Here is a 13,722-nt window from a genome sequence, read left to right as displayed (position 1 = left end):
AAAGGGTTATCAACAGCCAACCCGGCCCAAAGGACGAAAGATGCCAGAACCGGCAAAATCTCAGCGCGTATTCCTGTTTCTACAGGGTCCCCACGGGCCATTTTTCAACGCCCTTGGGCGGATGTTACGCGCCGCCGGGGTCGACGTCTGGCGCGTGGGGTTCAATGCAGGCGACCGCGCGTTCTGGTTTCATCCCCAAAGCTACATCCCCTATCGCGGCACACCCGATGAATGGCCCGACGTCTTCATCCAACTGCTCGAAGCGCGCGGTGTGAGCGACATCGTGTTATACGGTGACACCCGCCCAATTCATGCCAAAGCAATAGAGATCGCAAGGACCCGCGGGCTAACCGTCCATGTTTTCGAAGAGGGCTATATGCGACCCTATTGGGTCACTTACGAACGCGGTGGATCAAATGGCAACTCGCGACTGATGGACATGTCCATCGCCGAAATGCAAACCGCGCTTGAACTGTCGGATATGGAGGCCCCCCTGCCCCCGTCCCATTGGGGGGACACCCGGCACCATGTCTTTTACGGCGCGCTCTATCATTGGTTTGTGATGTTCCGGAACGGCGATTATCGCAATTTCAAGCCGCACCGCGATTTGACCGTGACCAAGGAATTCCGCCTCTACCTCAAGCGCTTGCTCTTGATGCCAGCCCATTGGGCCGAGCGTGGGTTAGCGACCTGGCGCGTGCGCAATGGTGGCTTTCCCTATCATCTGGCGCTCTTGCAGTTGGAGCACGACAGTTCATTCCAGATGCACTCGCCTTTTTCCACGATGACCGAGTTTCTGACCGAGATGTTCGAAGGCTTTGCCGCAGGCGCACCGCAGCATCACCACCTGGTGGTCAAAGCGCACCCGCTGGAAGATGGACGCGTTCCGATTAAGCGCGAGGTTAAGCGCTTGGCGAAACAACACGGGCTTGATGGGCGTGTGCACTATGTACGCGGCGGCAAGCTGGCTCGCTTGCTGAATGACGCGCGCACAGCCGTGACTGTGAACTCGACCGCCGGCCAACAGGTGCTCTGGCGCGGGATTCCGCTCAAGGTCTTTGGTCGCGCTGTCTACGCCAAGCCCGAATTCGTTTCGGATCAACCGCTGCGCGACTTTTTTGCCGGAGCCAGCCGACCAGATAATCGCGCCTACAAAGATTACCGCCGTTACCTGCTGGAAACCAGCCAAGTCCCTGGGGGGTTCTATTCCCTGAAAGGGCGGCGTCAATTGCTGCGCCAAGTGGTCGACATGATGCTGTCGTCGGATGACCCGTATGATGCGCTCAAATCAGGCACAGCGGCACCAAGGCAACAGTTGCGCCTTGTGAACTGAAAGACACAAGACCGGGGACTGGATTTTAATGACGGATTCCGATAGGTTGCTAAAAAAAACTCAGGCAGAATAACAATAGGTCGAGGAGACCGAGCAGTGAAATCCATGTCCGTCCGCTGGGCGAAGCCCGTTGCCGTGCTGGCTGCGATTGGAATCGTGGCCTCGTGTTCATTGCCCAAAGTGGGCCCGAACAAACGTGAAATTTTTGCCGGGTCGGTTCAAAAAGAAGGCGACGCCTTTATCGTCTCGGTCAACGACCGTGTCACCCGCGCCACCGCCGTTGTTCCCGCCCTTGGATTTACCAGCGGGTTTCAGAATGCATCCCAACTGACCTCCGACACCATTCGTCCCGGCGACGTCTTGGGTCTGACCGTTTGGGAAAACGTCGATGATGGCCTTTTGGCAGGTGAAGCGGCGAATTCCACCATTCTGGAAGAAGTGCAAGTCGACAGCGCTGGCTTTATCTTTGTGCCCTATGCGGGACGCATCCGCGCCTCGGGCAACACCCCCGAACAGCTGCGTGAGATGATCACCGCCAAGCTAGAAGATCAGACACCTGACCCACAAGTGCAGGTGCGCCGCCTGGCCGGCGACGGGTCGACCGTTTCGCTGGTAGGCGCGGTTGGCGCGCAGGGTATTTACCCGATCGAACGCCCAACCCGGACATTGGGCACCATGTTGGCGCAAGCCGGTGGCGTAACTATCCAACCTGATATCGCACAGGTCACGGTGATACGTGGCAGCCAACAGGGGAAAATCTGGTTCCAGGATCTGTTCGACAACCCTCAGCTCGACATCGCACTGCGCGGCGGTGATCGCATTCTGGTCGAAGAAGACACCCGATCGTTCACCGCACTTGGTGCCACAAACGCGCAGGCCCGCGTACCATTCGAAACCCAGGATCTGTCAGCTTTGGAGGCCATCGCACAGGTTGGCGGTCTCATTTCCATTGCGTCAGACCCCACGGGTGTCTTCATTTTCCGCAATGAACCAGCCGAAGTCGCAGGACAGGTTTTGGGCCGCGACGATCTGCAAGGGGCACAGCGCATGGTCTATGTACTAAACCTGACCCAACCCAACGGCCTGTTTATCGCCCGTGATTTTGTCATCCGCGACGAAGACACTTTGTATGTGACCGAGGCGCCTTATGCACAGTGGACCAAGACCATCTCGCTTATCTCTGGTGGCCTGACACCGCTGGCCAACCTGCAGACTATCGCCGGCAGCTAACCTGATGATCCCAGATCAAGTCGAAACAGCCGAGAGCCCCCGCTCTCGGCTGTTTGTGTATAACGGGGGCTTTTTGTGGCAAAGAAGGCTTAGGCGTATTCTGTCACTGGAGGGCTATGACCTGCGTTTGGGTGTACCCCGTGACGGTGACCTGGTCGGAATTTGGGGTGACAGCCCAACTGCACATCGCGGCCGCGCCGCAGCTGAAAAACACGACACCCCCATTTTGAGGGTCGAGGATGCGTTTTTACGCTCGCTTCAGCCCGGTCGCGGGGGCGAGCCCCCTTTGGGGCTAATGTTGGACCGGTCCGGCGTGCATTTTGATCCTGCTATTCCGTCGGATCTGGAACAACTCCTTACCACCGATCCGCTGGACGATACCGCCCTTTTGAACCGCGCCCGAAATGCGATGGCGCGGATGAAAGAAAGCCACCTGAGCAAATATTCGGGCTTTGATCCCACGGCACAGGTGCCTGCGCCGGGCTATGTTCTGGTGGTCGATCAAACCCGCGATGATGCATCGGTTCGCGCAAGCAAAGGCAACGACGCACTGTTTCGCGAAATGCTCGTTTTTGCGCAAGAAGAACACCCCGGCGCGCCCGTTGTGATCAAAACCCATCCTGAAACAGTCGCCGGGTATCGCAGCGGGTACTACTCGGAACGGGATGCATCGAGTCGCATTCAATTGCTGAGCAACCCGGTGAGCCCCTGGGCGCTGCTCGAAGGGGCGGTTGGGGTCTATACACTGTCCTCGCAGCTGGGGTTCGAGGCGATCATCGCCGGGCATAAACCCCGTGTTTTTGGTCAACCGTTTTATGCGGGCTGGGGGCTGACAATAGACGAGTTTCCTGTGCCGCGTCGTCAGCGAAAACTGACCAAGGCACAGCTCTTTGGCGCGGCAATGATCCTGGCCCCGACATGGTACGATCCCTACCATGACCGCCTGTGCGAACTTGAGGACGTGATGGCCACGCTCGAGGCGCAGGCGCGTGCCTGGCGACAGGATCATCGGGGATGGGTGGCCAGCGGCATGCGCCTGTGGAAACGCAAACCGATGCAGGCCTTTTTTGGCCAACAAAAGAAGCTGGTGTTTGATGAAGCCCCGAGCGATTTGCAGGGCCGCTCTCACATGGTCTGGGCCGGACGCGCGGAAGATCAGAGCGACGCGGCGCGGATCGAGGATGGGTTCTTGCGCTCTCGGGGATTGGGTGCTGAATTGGTGCCGCCCCTGTCGCTCGTGACCGATGATCTGGGCATCTACTATGACCCAACCCGACCCAGTCGGCTTGAGGTGTTGATCACCCAACGCGCCACCCTGCGTCCCGATCAGCACCTGCGCGCCGAACGCTTGATCACCAGCCTGACCCAAAAACGGCTGAGCAAATACAATCTGGGCGGTGCAATGCCCACCCTGCCCGATGGACACCGCATTCTGGTTCCCGGTCAGGTCGAAGACGACGCTTCGATCCGCAAGGGGGCGGGACAGGTCAACACCAACCTCGCCCTGCTGGAACATGCACGCGCGGCCAATCCAGACGCGGTGATCATCTACAAACCGCACCCGGACGTCGAGGCAGGTCTGCGCACGGGCGATGTCGATGCCCGCGACCTGGCCGATGTCGTCGCAACAGATGCCGATCCGACCGCCCTGCTGGATCAGGTGCAAGAGATCTGGACCATGACCTCGCTTCTGGGATTCGAGGCACTGCTGCGCGGGGTAGAGGTGACAACGCTCGGCGCGCCGTTTTATGCAGGCTGGGGTTTGACCCGTGACCTGGGCAACGTCCCGGCGCGGCGTGCGGCACAGCCAACCCTATACGGCCTGGTCCATGCCGCGCTGATCGATTATCCACGCTATTTTGATCCCGTCACCGGACAACCCTGCCCGGTCGAGGTTGCTATAGACCGGCTTGCCACGGGCAAAGTTCCCCATCCCGGACTGGCCAACCGGTTGTTGTCAAAGCTTCAGGGCGCCTTTGCCACTTACGCGCATCTCTGGCGATAAGTTACTCGACCTTTTCATAGGTCAGTTCCCCGTTCATGATCGTATATGACACGTCGACATCTGAAATCTGCGCAGGCGCAACCTTGAACAAATCCTGCTCCAACACCACGAGATCCGCCATCTTTCCAACCTCCAGACTGCCGATCTGTGCCTGCATTCCCATCCCGCGGGCCGCATTGATGGTGTGCGCCTCCAACGCCAATTGCAGCAGCAATTTCGCCCCGTCTCCACCTAAAGGCGCCACATCCTCGCGCCCACGCAATTGCCGCGTGGTGCCGACCTCGATCGCGGCCAAGGGGCGGTATTCAGAGACATAGCCAGACACCGGCCAGTCTGACCCGAACGAGAATATGCCGCCCGCATCCGCCACGCGGTTGACCGGAAACATCGCCTGTACCCGCTCCATCCCCAGCCGGGTCGTCGACACCGATTGCAGCAAGGGATCAAGCGACATCCAAGAGCCTGTGCTGTCGTAGATCACGCCCAGTTCCGCAAAGCGCGCGTAGTCGTCGGGGTGGATCAACGTGCCATGGGTGATCTTATGCGCCCGCTCGCGCGGTGGGTTGGCTGCAATCGCGGCTTCGATTGCGTCCAGCAGAGCACGCACAGCGAGATCCCCGAAACAGTGACAGGTCACGTTGATCCCCACCGCGTCCGCCCTGCGCACAGCATCCATTACAATATCGACTGGGATAATCGGATCCGGCGTATGATCTGGCTTGTCGGTGTATGGATCGACGTAAAGCGCGTTCCACTTGTCGTCGCCCCCGTCCATGTTGATCTTGAGGTACTGCGCCTGCACCAGATCCGAGTTGAACTGTTCGCGCAACTCCATCGTGCCCGGCAAGGGATCAACCCCGCCGTCGTTCCAATAGAACGAACCGACAAAGCGAACTGGTAATTCGCCCCGTTGTTCAAAGTCAGCCATCATCTGAAAGCCTTCCTGCTGGCTCATCCCCTGAATGCCATGGTCATGCACAGTTGTGATGCCTGCAGCCGCAAAGCGTTGCAACCACTGCCCCACGCCTTCGGACATGAAGTCCGGCGTAACGTCGATAAGAGAGGTCAGCACCTGCATCTGCGCCGGGATTTCAACGATCCACCCGGTTGGGTTGCCATCCGCGTCCCGTTCAAAAAACGAAAACCCCGGCACCGTCTCGGGCGTATCCTTATCAACACCTGCAAGCTCCAAAGCCTTAGAGTTCACCCAGGCTGCGTGCCCATCAATCGCCCACAGAAAGACAGGTCGTTCGCTTTCGATCTCGTCCAGCATGTCGGCGGTTGGGTTACCATCGGTCCAGGGATTGAACCGGATGCCATTGCCCAGGATGATGTCATCTGTATTGGTCTCGACTTCTTTGCGAATGCGGTTGAACAATTCGTCCTTTTCATCGGTTTGCAGATCGACGCCCAGCATGATCAAGCCACCCGCTGCGGCGTGAATATGACCATCGACAAAACCCGGCAACACCATGCGCCCCTCAAGGTCGATCACCTCGGTCCCGATCCCGATCACGTCCTTCAGGCCATCCGCCGCGCCCACATAGACGATCTTATCACCCTCGATCCCGACGGCGCTGACAACCCGGCTGTCTGCGTCCATCGTGTGAACACGCCCGTTAATCAGCGCGTAGTCGGCAGTTGGGTTGAGCCTGTTGGATTGTGCTTGCACGACAATAGGCAACGCGGCGAGAACCGCCGACACAATGGACCAATTCATGAATACTCTCCTGTTGAGACCTGCAGGAATAGCATTCTGATAATCAGATATTTCTAGGTATTTGTCGCGCTTCAGCGCAGCGCGCGCGTCCAGCGATGCACGACGTCGGCCCCCACTGGGCGCGTCTCGGTCAATTGAAAGCGTGGCGCTTGGGCCAGCCGGTCCAACCCCATGGCCCCCAGCGACGGCAGCCCCTCGGCCCCGATGGCCAATCCTGCCGTGAACCCGATCAACTCGTCCACCAGATCATCCACCAAAAGCGAAGCCGCCAGAGCCGAACCGCCCTCGCAGAACACCCGTGTCAAACCAGCCGTTCCCAGTTGTTGCAACAGATCACCCGCGTCGATCTGCACGCCATGCAATGCACACGGGATCAGCTTGGCGCCGATTCCCTCCCACGCGCGAATGCGTTCGATGTCGGCTCCGGGTCCGTGACAGAGCCAGACCGGCACATCCTTGGCGGTGCGGGCAAGCTGGCTCATCAGCGGCAAATCCAAATGGCGCGAAACGACAACGCGCACGGGTTGGCGATCAACACCCATATCGCGCACAGTCAACGACGGGTCATCTGCTCGCGCCGTCCCTGCCCCAACAAGCACCGCGTCATGACGAGAGCGCATGGCATGCACCACGCGCCGCGCCTCTGGCCCAGTGATCCATTTGCTTTCACCGGTCGCGGTGGCAATGCGGCCATCAAAGCTGTTGGCAAGTTTCAGTGTCACCAGCGGACGCCCTTGTTCGGTACGCAACAGGAACCCGGCATGATCGCGAGCGGCATCGTTGCCGAGAACGCCGATCGTCACTTCGATCCCGGCGGCGCGCAGCATGTCGAAGCCTTGCCCAGACACGCGCGGATCACTGTCCTGCAAGGCACAGACAACGCGGGCAATACCGGCATCAATCAATGCTTGCGCACATGGTGGTGTCTTACCGTGATGCGAACACGGCTCCAGCGTGACATAGGCTATAGCACCACGCGCGGCCTCGCCCGCCTGGGCCAAAGCGACAGGTTCAGCATGAGGTCGACCACCGGGTTGGGTCCAGCCGCGACCAACAATGCGCCTATCTTTAACGACAACACAGCCCACAGCCGGGTTTGGCCAGCACGACCCCTGACCGCGCCGCCCCAGTGATAGGGCCAGCGCCATGTACCTATTGTCCAAAGTCTTTACTCTTCGTTAGGGGGCACCGGTGGGCGTAGTTCATGAACAAAGTCCTCGAAGTCATCCGCCGCCTGGAAGTTTTTGTATACACTTGCAAATCGCACGTATGCGACCGTGTCGATGCGGGCCAGAGCTTCCATGACAATCTCACCGATCTGTTTCGATGGAATGTCAGTTTCCCCCATGCTCTCGAGCCGCCGTACGATACCGGAAATCATCTGATCGATGCGTTCAGGCTCGATCGGTCGTTTCTGCATCGAAATGCGAATGGACCGTTCCAGCTTGTCCCGGTCAAAGTCCTCGCGCTTGCCATTGGTCTTGATCACCACCAGATCGCGCAGTTGTACCCGCTCGTAGGTTGTGAACCGTCCGCCACAAGCCGGGCAGAACCGACGCCGCCGGATCGAAACATGATCCTCGGCTGGGCGTGAATCCTTGACCTGTGTGTCTATATTTCCGCAAAACGGGCAGCGCATCCGCCTTCTCCCTCGTTCGTTTCCGCCTCTGATTGTGAGCACTCCGACCCACTTATCCACAACTATAGGGCAGCCTCTACAGTTTGGGTAGAGGGGAAATCACACCGCTAGATCATGGGGCAAAATCAACTCAGATGCGCAACAACTTTGCGGTTATGCGGCGCGTTGCGGTGTTCGAACAGATAAATCCCCTGCCAGGTGCCCAAAACTGGTACACCGCCTGACATCGGGATCGACAACGACACCGGCATCATCGCCGCTTTGATGTGGGCGGGCATGTCATCTGGCCCCTCATATGTGTGCGTGAGATAGGACATCGATGGTTCGGTTGTTGGTGGCACAAGACGATGAAAGAACGCCCTCAGATCGGTCTGAACCTCGGGGTCGGCGTTTTCCTGGATCAGCAGAGAACAGGACGTGTGGCGCACAAAAAGCGTCAGCAGCCCATCTTGCGGGCTGCTGCGGGTCCAGTGTTTGACCTGGGACGTGAACTCATAAAGGCCCTGACCTTGGGTGGTGATTTCAAACTCGGTCTGCATGAGGCGACTGTGGACAACCGCACGCGCGCCCGCAAGGGTGTCAGGTCAAAATCAAAACCGGATCGGCACCGGTTCACACATCCCGTCGGCTTGCTGCACTGACATGCTGTCGCCCACGTTAAAGCCAGTTTTGAAAAATCCGCCGTCGGTTGGCGTGATGCCAGCGGCCTGCGGATCAATGGTGAATTGAACGGCTGAACGGCGGCCCGTCGTGACACTCGCGCCGCGCCCGCGGGCTACGTAGACTTGGGTTTTCCACCCTGCCCCCAGTTGGCGCCGCGCAAATTCAGACGCTGCACACCAGATGTCATTGGTGCGGCCCGAGTTGCGCGGCACGACCTCGAAAATGGCGGCGTTGACCGGGTTCACCCGCGCGCCACTGCGAGCCGAAAACGCGTCGGCGTGATTGGGAAGCGCGGTGGCCAGGGCCGCTGCAACAGTGCAGGCAGTGACGATATGTTTCATGAATCGATACCCAAATGTTAAATTTCTTGCACACAGTGTAGTGCGTCCAACCAGCGCCGGACAGAGCGTTTCACAGCGTTGTCATGGCTTGTGCTTGGGATCGGCGCAGACTGGCAGCATCGTGCCGACCTTCGGCATGTCGACCTCAGTTCCAGCTTTGCGTTTCTGGCGAGTAGATTTGTCCGGCACGTTCTTTGGCCTCAAACAACGGAAGGCCATAGCCAGCAGACTCGATCGACCCTCGATCGCAAGCTAGATGGGCCAGTTCCTGGTTTCCTTTCATGACAGTGATCCCGCCACTCACGTTTCCCTCCGGGGTGCGTTCGACAGCATAGTGGATGACATAGGAAACATCCTTGTTGTAAAAAGTGAACTCCTCCCAGATGGTTGACCCGACCCCAGGCCAGGGGCGCATGCCCACATCACGCACAGAGTGATCCAGCAACAATTCGGGAGCGCGCCCAGTCGATCCATACGCATAGCTGGCGCGCGTTCCATCCAAACAGGTGGTCAATTTCTTGGCCCCACCTTTCAACGTGCAAGACACGAGCGTCTGGGACTGCTCGGGACATTGAGCAGAGGCAACGCCAGCCGAAAAAATCAATGAGACAGCAAAACGAAACATCTAAAGAAACTCCTAAAGAAAAAGGGCGCCACACTGGACGCCCTCGATCTTATCACAGTTTCCGACATTCCCGGCGTTACTGATCCAGGAAGGACCGAAGTTTGCGCGACCGGCTGGGGTGCTTGAGCTTGCGCAGCGCCTTGGCTTCGATCTGACGAATACGCTCACGCGTAACGCTGAACTGCTGACCCACTTCCTCGAGCGTGTGATCAGTGTTCATGCCGATGCCGAAACGCATCCGCAGAACCCGTTCCTCGCGCGGGGTGAGCGAGGCCAGAACACGGGTCGTGGTTTCCTTGAGGTTTTCCTGAATGGCGCTGTCCAGTGGCAGCACGGCATTCTTGTCCTCGATGAAATCGCCCAGCTGGCTGTCTTCTTCATCGCCAATCGGGGTTTCCAGTGAAATCGGCTCCTTGGCGATTTTCATCACCTTGCGGACTTTTTCCAGCGGCATCTGCAGCTTTTCAGCCAGTTCCTCTGGCGTCGGCTCGCGACCGATTTCGTGCAGCATCTGGCGACCGGTGCGGACCAGCTTGTTGATCGTTTCGATCATATGGACCGGGATACGGATGGTGCGGGCCTGATCCGCGATCGAGCGCGTGATCGCCTGGCGGATCCACCAGGTCGCATAGGTCGAGAACTTGTACCCGCGACGGTATTCGAACTTGTCGACCGCTTTCATCAGGCCGATGTTGCCTTCCTGAATAAGATCCAGGAACTGCAGGCCACGGTTGGTGTACTTCTTGGCGATCGAGATTACGAGGCGCAAGTTGGCCTCGACCATCTCTTTCTTGGCCTGACGGGCTTCTTTCTCACCCTTTTGAACCTGCTGCACGATGCGGCGGAATTCGCTGATGTCCAGACCGACGTACTGACCGACCTGCGCCATATCGCTGCGCAGTTCTTCGACTTTGGCAGTCGAGCGTTCGATGAACATCTGCCAGCCACGGCCCGGCTTTTCAGCCATGTCCGACAACCAGTTCGGATCGAGTTCGCGGCCGCGATACGCTTCGACAAACTCGCGGCGATTGATACGGGCCTGGTCGGCCAGTTTCACCATCGAGCTGTCCAGCGACATGATCCGGCGGTTGATACCATAAAGCTGGTCGATCAACGCTTCGATGCGGTTGTTGTGCAGGTGCAGACCGTTCACCAGTTCGACGATCTCGGAGCGCAGAGCCTGATAAATCTCCTCGTCCTTGGAGCTGAACGAGCCGTCCTCGTTCAAAGTCGCCGAAATCCGGCTGTCCTGCATTTCAGACAGCTGTGCATAATCCGACGAGATCTGCTCGAGCGTGGTCAGCACCTGATCCTTGAGCGCGGCCTCCATCGCGGCAAGCGACATGTTGGCCTGTTCGTCTTCGTCGTCGTCATCGTCCTTGGCGATCGGGTTGCCATCGGCGTCCAGTTCCGGGCCTTCGTCCTTTTCAGGCTTGGCCGCCTGAACGGCCGACGTGTCAACAACAGGCGCTTCTTCTTCGTCGTCCATCTGACCGGAAAATGTGGTTTCCAGATCAATAACGTCGCGCAGAAGAATATCTTCGCTCAGAAGTTCGTCGTGCCAGATGGTGATCGCCTGAAAGGTCAGCGGGCTTTCGCAAAGCCCGGCGATCATCGTGTTGCGACCGGCCTCGATCCGCTTGGCGATGGCGATCTCGCCCTCGCGGCTTAGCAGTTCGACGCTGCCCATTTCGCGCAGGTACATGCGAACCGGGTCGTCGGTGCGGTCAAGCTTTTCGGCCGTGCCGCTGGACAGTGTAACCTCGCGGTTGCTGTCCGTCGTCACCAGTTCGGTCGCGCCTTTTTGCTCTTCGTCCTCGGCCTCTTCATCTTCAATGATGTTGATGCCCATTTCAGACAGCATCGACATCACGTCCTCGATCTGCTCCGAGCTGACCTGATCGGGCGGCAGCACCTGATTGAGCTGATCGTAGGTGATGTAGCCTTTCTCGCGGGCCTCGGCGATCATCTTCTTGACCGCTGTCTGACTCATGTCGAGCGAGATTTCCTGTTCCTGGTCCTCGGGCTTGCGGTCGTCGTTGGTATCTTTGGCGGCCATTCAGTGCTCCTGCAGGGCTGGGTGATTCGGTTAGCCCGAATCATTAGCGCGATGAAATGATTCGGCCACCCGTTTACCCGTTTTTTTCTACCTATTCTTTACCAAAACGCATTATCTGCGCTTCTTCTCGAAATTGATTCCCGCCGCGATTGCAGCAAAGGCGTCCCGTTCTTCCCGATTGATTCGTGCTCCGTTGTCACCAACGTCATAGATCGCCTTGTCCTCATTCTCGCTTCGGTTTGCCTTATTGCGGGCCTCGGCGGCCTGGCCCAGACGCCAGGTGATCGCCTCGTCCGTCTGCCCGGCCATCTCTTCTTCGGCCTCGGCAATCTCGGCACTCAGCCCCCGATGCGCGGTCAGTTTTGCGAGTTCTTCGTTGAGCGTAAGCTCGGCCAGTTCGACATCGCCGGGATTGCGGACACAGGGGCTGATTGCGACATGGCGAAGGGATCGCAGGTTTTCAAGGGCATCAGGGCCCAAAGCGTCATAAATCCGATCCGTCAACTGATCAGGTGCGTCGATGGCATAGCGCAGGATCACGTCTCGCAGGACCCCATAGTCGGGATCGCGGCATTCCATGTCCTCGATCTGGACCTCGAACTGCACGACCACCTCGGGCGTGGCGATGGCTGTGGCCAGAATAACAGCCTCGCGCATTTGTATCTGTGCATTCGCCCCCGCCGAAGCCAGAAGCGATTGGCGCGTACCCGGCAAGGCAGACAGGCGTTCAGGTTTCCATTTGCCCCGTGGTTGCCAGCTGCTCTTGCCCCCCTGTTTGCGATTGGGGCGGAACAGGTCCCACCGCAGATCCTTGATCTCTTGCCCATAGTGCGAGCGGATAGAGGGGTCACGGATCAGTTTGATCTTTTCGCGCAGTGTTTTGTCCAGTGCGGCCTTGCGTTCAGGACTGTCAAAGACCTTGCCTTCGGTTTCGCGCTGCCAAAGCAAGCGCACCATGGGGATCGCCGCATCCAGCACGCTCTGCACAGCCGCAGGACCTTCGGCCTTGATCAAATCGTCGGGGTCCTTGCCTTCGGGCATCAGCGCAAAGCGGACCGACTTTCCGGCCTCTAGCAGCGGCAGGGCCAGGTCGATCACGCGCATCGCGGCGCGAACCCCAGCCTTGTCCCCGTCCAGAGCGATGATCGGCTCGTCCGAGATTCGCCACAACAGTTGCAGCTGGTTTTCGGTGATCGCAGTGCCCAAAGGGGCGACCGAAGCGCCGAAACCGCCTTCGGCCAGAGCGATCACATCCATATACCCCTCGGCCACGATCAAGGGTTGCCCCTGTCCCGCAGCCTGCCGTGCAGGCCCGTGGTTATAAAGGTTGCGACCCTTGTCAAACAGCTCGGTCTCGGGCGAGTTCAGATATTTGGCGTTGTCATTGGGGTCCATCGCGCGGCCACCAAAGGCAACACAACGCCCGCGTGCGTCCCGGATCGGGAATATGATCCGGTTGCGAAAAGTATCATAGGGTTCCTTGCCCTTGTTCGACGGTTTGGCCAGCCCCGCGCCCAGGATCAGCTCTTCAGCCACGCTTTTACCGCGCAGGTGATCCCACAGACCTTGCCACCCATCGGGCGCAAAGCCGATCTCCCACCGCTCCAGTGCTTGGCCATCCAGCCCGCGCCGGGTGATGTAATCGCGCGCCGCGCTACCGCCACCGGTGTTGAGTTGTAGGCGGAAGAATTGCACCGCCTGCTCCATCACTTCGGCCAATTGGCTCCGGCGATCCTGCTTTTCCTGCGCCTTGGGGTCACGGGCGGGCATGGGCAAGCCGACCTCGCGCGCCAGAATCTCGACCGCTTCCATAAAGGCGACGTTTTCGGTTTCCTGCACAAACTTTATGGCGTCACCTTTGGCGTGACAGCCAAAGCAGTAATAGAACCCCTTACGGTCATCCACATGAAAAGACGCGGTTTTTTCGTGGTGAAATGGGCACGGGGACCACATGTCACCCTTGCCCTGGTTCGACTTGCGCATGTCCCATGTCACCTTGCGCCCAACCACTTGGGTCAGGCTGACGCGGCTGCGCAGCTCATCCATAAATCCGGGTGTCAGTGACATGTGCGTACTGTGTCAGAGATGAGCGCCGTCGCCAAGTGGT

The 13,722-nt window shown here is 58.7% G+C and carries 11 protein-coding genes; 3 read left to right on the top strand and 8 right to left on the bottom strand.

Translation table 11 applies throughout. The annotated features are described in order from the left end of the window. Nucleotides 1-40: 40 nt before the first annotated feature. The 3 genes from G6R15_RS16320 to G6R15_RS16310 all read left to right on the top strand — a co-directional run bounded on the left by G6R15_RS16320 (nucleotide 41) and on the right by G6R15_RS16310 (nucleotide 4,568). Complete coding sequence (locus G6R15_RS16320) at nucleotides 41-1,333, top strand: capsule biosynthesis protein (RefSeq protein WP_164661044.1); 1,293 nt, start codon at nucleotides 41-43, stop codon at nucleotides 1,331-1,333. 105 nt (nucleotides 1,334-1,438) lie between these two features. After that, nucleotides 1,439-2,563, top strand: a complete 1,125-nt coding sequence (locus tag G6R15_RS16315; RefSeq protein WP_164661290.1) for a polysaccharide biosynthesis/export family protein — start codon at nucleotides 1,439-1,441, stop codon at nucleotides 2,561-2,563. A gap of 4 nt (nucleotides 2,564-2,567) precedes the next feature. Then, on the top strand, nucleotides 2,568-4,568 hold the full coding sequence (locus G6R15_RS16310; RefSeq protein WP_164661043.1) for a capsular polysaccharide biosynthesis protein: 2,001 nt from the start codon (nucleotides 2,568-2,570) through the stop codon (nucleotides 4,566-4,568). Between the two features lies 1 nt (nucleotide 4,569). Here G6R15_RS16310 and G6R15_RS16305 read toward each other — a convergent pair whose 3' ends face one another. The 8 genes from G6R15_RS16305 to dnaG all read right to left on the bottom strand — a co-directional run bounded on the left by G6R15_RS16305 (nucleotide 4,570) and on the right by dnaG (nucleotide 13,682). After that, on the bottom strand, nucleotides 4,570-6,288 hold the full coding sequence (locus G6R15_RS16305) for an amidohydrolase (RefSeq protein WP_164661042.1): 1,719 nt from the start codon (nucleotides 6,286-6,288) through the stop codon (nucleotides 4,570-4,572). 71 nt (nucleotides 6,289-6,359) lie between these two features. Beyond that, entirely contained in the window at nucleotides 6,360-7,451 is a 1,092-nt protein-coding gene (gene ribD, locus G6R15_RS16300) for a bifunctional diaminohydroxyphosphoribosylaminopyrimidine deaminase/5-amino-6-(5-phosphoribosylamino)uracil reductase RibD (protein WP_255456179.1), read from the bottom strand. A 5-nt stretch (nucleotides 7,452-7,456) separates the two neighbouring features. After that, nucleotides 7,457-7,927 carry a transcriptional regulator NrdR gene (nrdR, locus tag G6R15_RS16295; RefSeq protein ID WP_164661040.1) on the bottom strand — a complete coding sequence of 157 codons (471 nt, stop codon included), beginning with the start codon at nucleotides 7,925-7,927 and terminating at the stop codon, nucleotides 7,457-7,459. A gap of 125 nt (nucleotides 7,928-8,052) precedes the next feature. Further along, the gene (locus G6R15_RS16290) at nucleotides 8,053-8,466 is read right to left on the bottom strand and encodes a secondary thiamine-phosphate synthase enzyme YjbQ (protein WP_164661039.1); all 414 of its coding nucleotides are present in this window, start codon (nucleotides 8,464-8,466) and stop codon (nucleotides 8,053-8,055) included. 51 nt (nucleotides 8,467-8,517) lie between these two features. After that, a complete protein-coding gene (locus G6R15_RS16285; RefSeq protein ID WP_164661038.1) occupies nucleotides 8,518-8,931 on the bottom strand; it encodes a hypothetical protein in 414 nt (137 codons plus the stop codon). Between the two features lie 145 nt (nucleotides 8,932-9,076). After that, entirely contained in the window at nucleotides 9,077-9,556 is a 480-nt protein-coding gene (locus G6R15_RS16280; RefSeq protein ID WP_164661037.1) for a hypothetical protein, read from the bottom strand. Between the two features lie 76 nt (nucleotides 9,557-9,632). Beyond that, nucleotides 9,633-11,615, bottom strand: coding sequence for an RNA polymerase sigma factor RpoD (gene rpoD / locus G6R15_RS16275; RefSeq protein ID WP_164661036.1), 1,983 nt, complete (start codon nucleotides 11,613-11,615; stop codon nucleotides 9,633-9,635). A gap of 111 nt (nucleotides 11,616-11,726) precedes the next feature. Further along, nucleotides 11,727-13,682, bottom strand: coding sequence for a DNA primase (gene dnaG, locus G6R15_RS16270; protein WP_164661035.1), 1,956 nt, complete (start codon nucleotides 13,680-13,682; stop codon nucleotides 11,727-11,729). Nucleotides 13,683-13,722 lie beyond the last annotated feature (40 nt).

It is taken from the genome of Tropicibacter sp. Alg240-R139, assembly GCF_900537075.1.
Lineage (GTDB): Bacteria > Pseudomonadota > Alphaproteobacteria > Rhodobacterales > Rhodobacteraceae > Falsiruegeria.
The sequence above is the reverse complement of the archived record's forward strand: the minus strand, read 5'-3'. Positions and strand labels throughout refer to the sequence as shown.